We start from the raw sequence: 10,551 nt of genomic DNA on the forward strand, positions 1-10,551 counted from the left end.
CTACCAAGAATAATATGAAGCCCGTACCGCGGAATGTGATAACCATCACATATATAGGAATGTCGAAAATCGTTCATACTTCTTCCTACGCCTTTCACTTCTCCTTTCATCGCAACATAAGATGTGATAGTAAATTGTGTAAAAGCGAGGGAAACGATATGCCTAAAGAAGAAAAGCAAAAAAGAAACGCGGAGGAAAAATCAATAGGCCAGCCGGCTGAACCTTTGGATAACGTAATTCGTTCGGTCAATGATTTTTTCCATTATCCTCCCGTCAGGGGGTTTTTGCAATCAATGGATGATTTTTTCCATATGCCGTTTTCACATGTTCCATTTCAGGTTGATGTGGAGGAAACCGGCGATGAGTATATTCTTACAGCGGAGCTACCGGGAATAAACAGGGAACAAATCCAAGTTGGGATTTTCTCCGATAGAGTGGTTATCGCGATAGAAAACCGCGAAGAGCTAACGGAATCGAATGAAGCTGGCAGGAGCTTCCGAAAAAGAATGACCAAAAAGCTTGATTCAAGATCTGTCTCCTTTCCAAAGGCGATTGTCGAGCACAAAGCGAAAGCGACCTACCGAAATGGATTGCTATCCATTCGGCTTCCAATCGACAAGGGCAGGCAACTGAAGATTGATTCGTAAAAAACAGGGTGCGGCAGTTATGCCCCACCCTGTTTTTCATTCAACTGTTGTATCCAGCCAATCATTGAAATACCCTCGTGGTACTTTGAAATAATCCATTGTAAATCTAAGAAATTCCTTTGTATCCACTTCCTTATATCTGAAACGATGGTAATAGTCAGATAGATACTGCATGGCGACTTTTTTTATGTCGCCTTCTTCCCTTACGTAATAATTGTCCTGTACAAGGGCAAACAAATTGAGAGCAGGCTGGCCATAAACATAGCCTGTATGCTTGATTTGATCAACCGGTGTATTCGAGTATTGCCGTTTAAACTCAGCTTTTTCTAAACTTCGCATTCGGTTGTTCGAAAGCTCATGGGCAATTCCTAGCGGCTCATCCTCATGGATATAGAAGAACATGTTTGTTGCGAACTCCGTAAAACCCTCATCAACCCAAGGCTCGTTGAAAGGATCATTTGAGACTACTCCATAAAAATATTGATGTGCGATTTCATGGACCACTGATATTTTGAAAAATTTATCAAATTCATGGTATGGGTTTACCGTTACAATTCCTGGATATTCCATGTTTTGCCCGAGATCAAGGATAATATCCAGCTGTTTATGCGGATATTCCCCGATTTTATCCTGGTAAAACGAAAGTGCATTTTTCGCAAGCTCCAATGCTTTTTTTGGGTCCTGGGAATGATCACCCTTTGTAAAAAGCCTGATGGATACTCCCTTTGATTCGGTTTTATAAACCTCCATGTCCTTGGTAACAGCAATGAAGAAGTCCCTTACCTTTTTTGCCTGTGCCTTCCCTTTTCGGCTATTGGAAACCGGGTCATCATCAGAGGTCGAAAGGAACCTATACCCTTTAGGCAGTTCATATTCTACACTATAGTCGGAAAAGCCAGTGTGAAATGTTTCCAGCCCGTTTGTGAATTCACTTTTATTCCATTTTCCATTCTGGAAGGTTGCGAGCATTGGATACCATTGGGCAAGATAGTATCGATCTCCCACCTTCGAGAGCCTGCTCCCTTCCTCCGGCAATTCAAGAGAATACGCAAAGGATACGGTTGCCTTATCTCTTTTTCCCATTTTTTCAGGCAGCTTTACTTTCAACGTGTCATTTTTCAGTGTATATGCCGCCTTTTCCCCATTCATTTCAACAGACTTCATTTCCACTACCGAGTGGCCTTTTACGGTTTCGAATGAGTGGCCCTCCTTGAAAGAGTTCGGAATAAAGTAAAAAACAATATCCATCCACTCTTTGTCGGATAGGTTTTTTACATTAATATCCGCCTGGATGGTGAACTTTCCAGACTCATCCATCTTTACGTTTAGCCCATATTCAGCCTGGCTGTAATTTTTTACCCCGATATCGTTATTCCGGGTTACGTAAACAAAAGTCCCGGATAAAACCAACACAAGGGCTAAAAGGGCGTAAAAGAACTTTTCTCCCTTAAGCGGCCAGTATTTACCTGATACCTCATATTGCTTTCGCCTCGGCTGAATAACAGGTTCGAAGCCGGTCTTCATCCACGGCGTTCGCTGGTAATTGGATTGGAACCTGTTTTTTAAACCGGTGGCCAAAAGGCTGAACGAAAGAGTCGTAATCAGGAGCACCGTTAATGGGACAAGCAGGACGTGAAAGTTCCCATACACATTTCCTCTCGCCTGGCCGACTAGGCCCGCCAGTTCATTTGTCATGGATAAATAAAGAGTCGGATCCCTCGTCACAATCGTCCCGCCGACAAAAATATTGACAAGCGCAAGTTGTCCCATAATGGTAATGACATAAACGATTTCAAGGATGAACATAACAGTGAATGATTCTTTAAGCTGTGGGAATATATGCTGCCAGATAATCCGATTGCGGCTCGCACCAAGGGATCTTGCCGCCTCAACAAATACAGATTTACAAATTTCCTCCGTTTTTTTCCTGACGGAGGAAACAATACTTGGGATACTGATAACCGCAGTAACCACAATAAAATAGAGAATAAGATTTATTGACTTAAGCAGCGGATTGAAGCTAATTGGAATAAGAAAGAAATACAGGATGATAAAGAGCGGAACAAAGCTCCAGGCATTTTCAAATGCGGCTATCCAGCCAGGCACCCTTTTCATTGTGCCGACATACAGGCCAATCAACGTTCCCGCGGCCATTTTTAATATTGTCGCGGCAATGGAAATCAAAACGGTGTACCTGATCCCGTGGAGGACAAGTGTCAGCAAATCGTAGCCCCATCTGTTCGTTCCCAGCGGGTATTCTTTCATCGTAAAAGGTTCAATTGGCGGAGAGATGATGGTCCCGCCAACATACTTCGCTTCGAGCTGTTCTGACAGGCTGTAAGGCGCCATGATACCGCCAAAGGCTGCCAGAAAAAGAAGGCCTGATACGAGGACAATACCGAAGTAATAGGCGTAATTAAGTTTTAGAAACTTACTCATATATAAAACCCCGTTTGAATAGAAAAAAACTTAGCCTGACAGCAGCATATGTAATCATTGACATGAACAGCATGGAAAACAGACCAATAACCACCGGCTGGAATTCCCCGTTTTGAAAAATAAATTTAGTGATACCAGGAACATTCAAAAGATATTCGACAATAAATAGATTTCCGATTGCCAGTGAAATAACTTTTGTCAATTCCGCATTGATAAATGGCTCGATATTCTTGAATACGTGTTGAAAGTTTATGTAATTCGGCCCCATGCCTTTGGCTACAGCTGTACGCACAAAATCTTCCCCGCTCGTTTGGTAATACTTCACGGCTACTATTTTAAATAAGTAGAGCGACGGTGCTATTGACGTCAAGAGCATCGGAAACCATATATTAAGGGCGCCTGCATTTGGCAAAAGGGAAACGATTCTTATTCCTGTTGCTTTATAAAATTTAATCGCCAACAGGAGCGATAAAATGATTAGGATGAAGTCCGGTATGGCTGCTAGAATAGAAAGGAATGCATTCACTACCCTAGTCAGCTTGAAACGGCTGATAAAGATTCCAAAAACCAGGCTAAAAAGCACCCCAATCCCTACACCGGCCAGGATTATATACAAACTCGTCAAAAAATTGTCGGCTATATCTTCCGAGATGGGCCGAATCCTCCCCGCTAATTCGTATGTTCCAAGGCTCCCGCTAAGAATGCTGCTAAAGAAGGACCCAAAAAGCGATGGAGCCATTTCAAAATCCCACTTCAGTGACTGCGACCCGGAATCTATGTGAACAAAAGAAGGAAAACCCGCGAGAAATAAAATAAGAAGTGTAATAATAATAGTCTGTTGCAGAAAACGAATCATCTCTACATCTCCCCCAGAAAATGGACGCACTTACTAATTAAATGTTACAAAAATTTCGAAATATGTTTCATTGGCATATTTCAACGTAACATATTGGAAATGAAAATTAAAGAAATATATAAAAAAAGAAAACAGCCTATGCTGCTTTCTTCCTTATACCTTAAATACTCCACCCAATCCTTTGATTAGCGCGGATGCCTGGCTGACCGCATTGATTGCCTGGCCTGCGGTATTGACCATTTTGTTTATATCCAGCGACCCATCCTGGGATTTGAATGAATTTAGTACAGAATTCACCCCAGCATTCTGTTTTTGCTGCAAATGGTTTTTTGGGTATGGGTTCATTGGAATATAAGGGTTAAAGCCTGTTGGCTGTCCTTGTGGGACATTCGCAACCGGCTCAAGCGGATTTTGAAAAAGAAAATGGCTCCCTTCGTCTCCGTAAAAGCCCGGATGCTGCCCATAAACCCCTCCGGTCTGGTAGGGGTTTCCTGGATGATAGCCACCCTGATAATAAGGCTGGCCCATGGCCGGGTTCACAGGGTGAGAAGGAAAAAAGTGATGCTGCTCTGGCACGAAAGGCTGCGGCATTCCCTGAGGGATAAAGTTCCTCGCTGGATTCCGGTTCAATTGCATTCCCTATGTCCTCTCCTCCACACATTTTAATCTACTATAGTTTATGTAGAGAAGGAGCCGGGGTGCCTCGGATTCTTAATGTCGGAATGTAGGTAAGTATGTCGGAAGTTTCAATTTTTTAAAAACAGCAATTTTGCCGAGGTCCATGGTACGATGGTTAAAACGTTGAAGGGGGCGCTCTTAATGGATATCTTGAAGTTGAAGTCCGATTTTTTTCGAAGCCGCGGCAACAGTGAGGGATGCGCGAATGAATTAAGGGATTACGCAAGCAAACTTTATCTCCAAAATGACATTACTGTCACGGAATTCAGGCAGCTGATTCGCGACCTTGAAGCGGAGGGCGCGACTGTTCCAGAGAGCGCTGATGAAAAACTTTTAACTTAAATGACCGCCCGCCTATCCGGCGGGTTTTTTATTTATAGCGGCCGGTGCCTTCTAATTTTTCCAATAGGCTATTTAGCGTATAGTCGACTGTCCTGCTTGAATTAAGGAATATTTTTCGGCTAGTCTTAACAAAGAATGCCTGGATTGATAACCTTTCAATATGTTCGTGGGCTAATTCAATTTGGCGGGTACTTATGCCTTCTCCTAGAATGAAGCCAGCCTGCCGGGTTGCTTCTTCTTTCCATGCGTCATTTTTTTCCTTCACCGCATCTGCATAAGGCTTTACTTCATTGTAAAAATCACCATCTTCATTCTTTTCCCTTGTTCTTTCAAAAATCGCATTGAATTCCTTGTTATACTCAATAAGCCTTGCAGTTAAGGTAGCTAAGGTTTCAGTCATCATTTCCTCCATGAATAAAAACAGCCACTATGGATGGCTGTTCATTTTAAGTATAAGTGTATATCCCTGTATACCCGAAATCAAGCTTTGGTCATGCCAAAGCCACATTAAGTCCTTCCTGTTTTTTATTGCCTTTATCTAGTTGGCCATCCGCCGCTCTCTCTAACTGAATCAGGCTATTATCCAATTCCTCTATTTCCTTCATTTTCCCATTGATCAGCTCCATTGTTAAGCCAGTATGAACACTTGCAATAGCAGCATCAATAATTTCCAGACTCTCACTGATTGCTGAAAGCTTTTGAAGCAGAAGCTCCTTTTGCCCATTTATCTCCTTCATCTGGATTGCCCCTTTTCGGTTTAATTACATAGGATATTCTTCGTTTCCTTTCAGTTTCCTCCAGCTATGCCAAAACTAGAAGGAATCCGCCAAAGGTAGTGCATTTTCCTTTAATTCTGAGTGGTTTCACAGCGGAAAATCGACAGGAACTACGCAAAGATTTCCTCTAATCCGGGCATGCTAAAAGTGGAGGTGTTTTAGCCATGAAAAAAAAGGGTAACGAAAAGAACAACAAAAACGGACAGGAACCAAAAAAAGTTGGCTATGGGGATAAAAAGCTAATAGGTGAAAATAGGCCTGCCGAGTAAACCCTGGTCCTAAATTAGGCTGAAAGTTTTTGAAAGGTGGACTTGCTATACATTAGCAATCTGTCGGGGAGCCTATCCTTCACCACTCTCTTTAACAAAAAAAGCAAGGTTTCCCTTGCTTTTTTTGTTAAATAATTTAAAGTTTCCATTTTAAATTTAATGCCTTTTTGATTGCAACCATCATATAAAGCTGATCCCTTTTGGCGATATACCAATCTGTCAAATGGATACTGCCTTTTTCTTGAACCGGGAGAAATAAAGCTGGTGGGGGTAACATCCTCCCCTTGCTCCAATCGGTGTATTGATGCCTGTTGTGTTCAATGACTGGAAACACAGCTCGAAGGAATGGCGTTTGCCTGGCAACATTCTGTTTAAAGTACTTTTCAAAATCATGTCTTGATCCGGTATGGGTTGTCCGTTCAGCAAATTCCAAAAAATGAGGAAACAGCCTCGGATGGAATAAAATTTTCGCGAGCCTTTTTCCAAGATTAATCCGATTTGCAACACTTCTAAATCCTGAAACACTCGCGCCATATAGTTCACCTCCACACGTTGGAAAGAGCACACAGCTGAAGTGCATCCAGTCCTGAAGAAAAAATTCAGGAGATGTAAAAACCCTATTCTTGTAAGCCGGATGTTCAATGATAGGTTTTTGAATGACATTTTGTTCATTAATGATTAAGGCCGTGGTCAGTCTGTTTCTATCCTGTTTCTTCCAAAATATAGGCCACTCACTTTGCATGAAAGAGGAAACATGAAAATCTTTCAATAGATGAAACAGGGGGCGCTTTAATTTCGTCGAATAGTGATAGAGAAGGAGCTGAGGGTAAACATCATGGAAAATTAGCCAGTTCGCCCTTTCGTATGTCAAGAATAATTGTTTACGGGCAGCCTGATTAAGCAAGTGAGAGAATATAGATCCTTCAAGGTCGCACATATTCCAACCCCCATTTCTGGAAACCATGCTGGCCAGGAAGGACCAAGTAATATCCGGGTGCTTTTTAAAATAAGATAAATAGGCATCTGTTCTGGTAATATTATCAATATTCTTTTTTGATGTTTCCCGTCTGATTTCTTCAATAATGAATTTTTCAGGTATGTTCATTTTTTTCTTCCTTCTTGTGATTTTCACTGTGGGTACATTGGTTGCATCCTACGGTCTAAAGATTTGCTTACCAGCGATTATTTATTCAGCAAAACACGGCCGGTTTTGGTATGATAGGTAATAGTTTGTGAGGTGCTTATCATGGTGAATTATCCGAACGGGCGAAGATACGTTGCCGCAAAGGCCTTTCAGGTATCTACGGTTAAAAGTATAAAAAATGGATCATATGGAAACAGAGGGATGACCCTTGAGGAAGACCTGAACGATTCCAATCTTTATTATTTGAGCAGGGGTATTGCGGTAATTCATAAAAAGCCCACCCCAATCCAAATTGTCCAGGTTGATTATCCTAAAAGAAGCGCAGCTGTCATTAGGGAAGCATATTTTAAACAAGCTTCGACAACCGACTACAACGGCGTTTATAAAGGGAAATATATTGATTTCGAAGCCAAAGAAACCAAAAATACAACTTCCTTCCCTTTGAAAAATTTTCATGATCACCAAATCCGCCACATGGAAGCCGTTCTAAAACATGGCGGCATTTCCTTTGTAATCCTCCGATTCGCCAGTTCTGATGAAGTATTCCTGCTAGAAGTCCCTCATCTCCTGAAATTTTGGTCAAGGATGGAGCAAGGCGGCAGGAAGTCCATTAGAAAAGAAGAAGTCGCCGAGGCAGGCAGGAGAATACAAATTGGTTACCAGCCTCGAATAGACTATATTAAGATATTGGATGATCTCTACAATCTATCAACATAGATTTGTTTAGGTAAGAAAGGAAGGAATTTTAATGGCAGATAAATATAAATCCAGGGAGGAACGCAGGAAACAATTCAATAGGAACGGCAGTAAAAAAACGGCCAGTCCTCGTTCCGGAATGTTCAAGAAAATATTCCTGATATTGATTGCCATCGGCATCGCGGGTATGCTTTCCGGCGTCGCAACATTCGCATTCCTTGTACAGGGTGCGCCCGAGCTGGATAAAAAGCTCCTAAAGGATCCCATCCCTTCGAAAATCCTTGATAAAGATAAAAAACTCATAAGGGAAGTAGGATCGGCTAGAAGGGATTATGTCGATTATAAAGATATTCCCAAACTGGTCGAGGATGCTTTCCTCGCAACCGAGGATGTCCGTTTTTATAACCATCATGGGATTGACCTTATCCGGCTTGGCGGGGCCGTCATTGCAAACGTTACAGATGGTTTCGGCTCTGAAGGCGCATCAACCATTACCCAGCAGGTTGTAAAAAACTCCTTTTTGTCTAATGACAAAACGTTAAAAAGGAAGGTTCAGGAAGCATGGCTTTCCTATCAGCTTGAACAAAAATATACAAAGCAAGAAATTTTCGAAATGTATGTAAACAAGATATACATGTCAAGGAACATGCATGGTGTGGCAACCGCCTCGAAGGAATATTTTGATAAAGATCTGAAGGACTTGGAGCTGCATGAAGCTGCATTGCTTGCAGGGATGCCACAAAGCCCGAATAACTACAATCCTTTTGACTTTCCTGAAAAAGCGGAAAGAAGAAGGAATATCGTCCTTTCCCTTATGAACCAGCACGGAATCATTTCAAAAGAACAAATGAAAGAGGCCCAAAGCATCCCTGTTGAATCCAGTCTCGTCCCAGAGGAAAAGAGGAAAACCGATACTAACCCATATGACTCGTTCGTGGATGCTGTAATAGAAGAAGTAAATAAGGCTGGCGACTTTAATATCTTTTCCGACGGGCTCACCATTTATACAACATTGGATCGCAATGCCCAGGATTATGTAGATAAAATGATGTATACGAATGAAATTGTCGAATTCCCCGATGAAAAATTCCAGGCAGGGATTGTCTTGCTTGATACGAAAACAGGTGAAATCCGAGCAATTGGCGGAGGGCGGAACAAGGATGTTGCGCGAGGCTTCAATTATGCTACAGATATAAAAAGGCAGCCGGGTTCAACGATTAAGCCAATCCTTGATTACGGGCCAGCAATCGAACATAAGCAGTGGGGCACTTACCACATGCTCGAGGACAAAAAAATAAAGTTTTCCGATGGCAAGGAATTCGGGAACTGGAACGACCGATACGATGGATGGATGACAATCAGGCAGGCACTCGCAAAGTCAAAGAATACCATTGCTGTCCAGACCCTTCAAGAAGTCGGGACAGAAAAGGCAAAGGATTTCGCAGAAAACCTTGGTATACCTTTAAAGGAAATATATGAATCCTACGCCATAGGCGGACTGAAATACGGCGTATCTCCTGTACAATTGGCTGGAGCTTACAGCGCATTCGGAAATAACGGGTTCTATACAAAACCGTTTACGGTAAAGAAAATAAAATTCAGGGATGACACGGAAATTGATACATCCCCAGAAACAAAGGTTGTTATGAAGGATTACACCGCCTTCATGGTTTCCGATATGCTTAAAAGTGTTCTTGAACCTGGCGGAACCGGCTTAACGGCAAGAATACCCGGACTGCCTGCTGCCGGAAAAACAGGGACGACCAACTATACAGAAGATGAACTTAAGAAGTTAAATATTAGTGAAAAAGCGGTTCCGGATGCATGGTTTGCGGGTTATACCACAAACTATACAATCGCTGTCTGGACCGGATATGAGAGCAGAAACACTCCGATTAAACCAGGCAAGGACCAGAAAATAGCTCAAACACTATATAAAAATCTTATGGGGCATATTTCTAGCGGGAAGAAAACGGCTGATTTCTCCATGCCGAAAAGCGTGGAAAAAGTCAGAATTGAAAAAGGATCGATACCTGCAAAACTCGCAGGCCCATACACTCCTGACAGTTTAGTGCTCTATGAATACGCTGTAAAAGGGAATAAGCCAAAACAGGTTTCCCAGAAATTCGAGAAGCTGGATGCACCGAAGGGCTTAAATGCTCAATACAACAAGGGTGCCAATTCCATTTCAGCGAGCTGGAACCATGGCGAAAGCGGTTTGAATTTTGCAATTAGCGTTTCAGAAAATGGAAAGCCTTTATTGTCAGACCAAACGTCAGGTAAATCTTTTGAAATTACGAATGTTAAACCTGGGGCAATCTACACGATTTCGGTCTCGGCGCTTAAAGGTGATAAAAACAGTGACCCGGCATCCACCTCCATTAAAATCCCAGCTCCAGTTAATTCCGACGATGGAAAAAAAGATAACAATGGAGGAAAAGGGAAAGGGAAAGGCAATGACGATGGCGGCGGAGATGATGGCGGCGGTGACGGTGGCGGAGGCACCGGTGGCGGAGGCACCGGTGGCGGAGGCACCGGTGGCGGTGATGATGGCGGTGGTACTGGCGGAGGCACCGGCGGCGGTGATGATGGCGGTGGTACTGGCGGAGGCACCGGTGGCGGTGATGATGGCGGTGGTACTGGCGGAGGCACCGGTGGAGGCACTGGCGGAGGCACCGGTGGTGGTACCGGCGGCGGAGGTACT

General features: G+C 42.9%; 10 protein-coding genes. 4 read left to right on the plus strand and 6 right to left on the minus strand.

Features of this window, described 5'->3' with window-relative positions; genetic code table 11:
- The first annotated feature begins 158 nt into the window (after positions 1-158).
- The gene (locus AR337_RS04900) at positions 159-647 is read left to right on the plus strand and encodes an Hsp20/alpha crystallin family protein (RefSeq protein ID WP_059170919.1); all 489 of its coding nucleotides are present in this window, start codon (positions 159-161) and stop codon (positions 645-647) included.
- A gap of 36 nt (positions 648-683) precedes the next feature.
- On the opposite strand, the gene AR337_RS04905 is transcribed toward AR337_RS04900, so the two are convergent.
- The 3 genes from AR337_RS04905 to AR337_RS04915 form a co-directional block, all read right to left on the minus strand.
- The gene (locus AR337_RS04905) at positions 684-3,086 is read right to left on the minus strand and encodes an ABC transporter permease subunit (protein WP_059170920.1); all 2,403 of its coding nucleotides are present in this window, start codon (positions 3,084-3,086) and stop codon (positions 684-686) included.
- On the minus strand, positions 3,079-3,942 hold the full coding sequence (locus AR337_RS04910; protein ID WP_059170921.1) for an ABC transporter permease subunit: 864 nt from the start codon (positions 3,940-3,942) through the stop codon (positions 3,079-3,081). Before AR337_RS04910 ends, AR337_RS04905 begins: the two co-directional genes overlap by 8 nt.
- A gap of 153 nt (positions 3,943-4,095) precedes the next feature.
- Entirely contained in the window at positions 4,096-4,578 is a 483-nt protein-coding gene (locus AR337_RS04915) for a YppG family protein (protein WP_059170922.1), read from the minus strand.
- 183 nt (positions 4,579-4,761) lie between these two features.
- Here AR337_RS04915 and yppF point away from each other — a divergent pair, with 183 nt between their 5' ends.
- A complete protein-coding gene (gene yppF, locus AR337_RS04920) occupies positions 4,762-4,962 on the plus strand; it encodes a YppF family protein (RefSeq protein ID WP_059170923.1) in 201 nt (66 codons plus the stop codon).
- Positions 4,963-4,990: 28 nt separating this feature from the next.
- On the opposite strand, the gene AR337_RS04925 is transcribed toward yppF, so the two are convergent.
- The 3 genes from AR337_RS04925 to AR337_RS04935 form a co-directional block, all read right to left on the minus strand.
- Positions 4,991-5,362, minus strand: a complete 372-nt coding sequence (locus AR337_RS04925) for a DUF1798 family protein (protein WP_059170924.1) — start codon at positions 5,360-5,362, stop codon at positions 4,991-4,993.
- 91 nt (positions 5,363-5,453) lie between these two features.
- Positions 5,454-5,699: a hypothetical protein gene (locus tag AR337_RS04930; RefSeq protein WP_059170925.1), complete on the minus strand. Its 246-nt coding sequence runs from the start codon at positions 5,697-5,699 to the stop codon at positions 5,454-5,456.
- A gap of 444 nt (positions 5,700-6,143) precedes the next feature.
- Positions 6,144-7,112 carry a DUF2515 domain-containing protein gene (locus AR337_RS04935; protein WP_059170926.1) on the minus strand — a complete coding sequence of 323 codons (969 nt, stop codon included), beginning with the start codon at positions 7,110-7,112 and terminating at the stop codon, positions 6,144-6,146.
- A gap of 138 nt (positions 7,113-7,250) precedes the next feature.
- Between AR337_RS04935 and recU the strand changes: the two genes are divergently transcribed.
- Positions 7,251-7,868: a Holliday junction resolvase RecU gene (recU, locus tag AR337_RS04940; protein ID WP_253701556.1), complete on the plus strand. Its 618-nt coding sequence runs from the start codon at positions 7,251-7,253 to the stop codon at positions 7,866-7,868.
- A gap of 31 nt (positions 7,869-7,899) precedes the next feature.
- The coding region (locus AR337_RS04945; RefSeq protein ID WP_082686855.1) for a penicillin-binding protein 1A at positions 7,900-10,551 on the plus strand (2,652 nt) is incomplete at its 3' end.

Origin of the sequence: Bacillus sp. FJAT-27445, assembly GCF_001510665.1 — a bacterium.
Classification (GTDB): domain Bacteria; phylum Bacillota; class Bacilli; order Bacillales; family Cytobacillaceae; genus Bacillus_D.